Here is a 285-nt window from a genome sequence, read left to right as displayed (position 1 = left end):
GACTTGTTTAGAAGCCATTCCTTATGAAATCGCATTGCAACAAAATGGTTGGGGGGGAATTAAAGCCTATTATTGCCGCTTTGTTACCCGTCGAGCCTTTTTATCCTACACAAGTTCCATTTGTTTTAAGTCGCTATATTTATGACGTTGCTGACCGTCAACAATCTTCTCTTGATTATGTGGCTGTCTCTGCTTTATGTGCCTTGGCTGCCGTTATTGGTAACCCACATTGTTCATAGGTTTAAACGAACCGTTACGATAACCGATTTCAATATATTCGACTCG

1 pseudogene is annotated in these 285 nt (G+C 40.7%); it reads left to right on the top strand.

The annotated features are described in order from the left end of the window. Positions 1–224: pseudogene (locus ACFINZ_RS10985) on the top strand (hypothetical protein); the annotation flags it as partial. Positions 225–285 lie beyond the last annotated feature (61 nt).

The sequence above is a fragment of the Bartonella sp. AA81SXKL genome (genome assembly GCF_042196945.1).
Taxonomy (GTDB): domain Bacteria; phylum Pseudomonadota; class Alphaproteobacteria; order Rhizobiales; family Rhizobiaceae; genus Bartonella.
The sequence above is the reverse complement of the archived record's forward strand: the minus strand, read 5'-3'. Positions and strand labels throughout refer to the sequence as shown.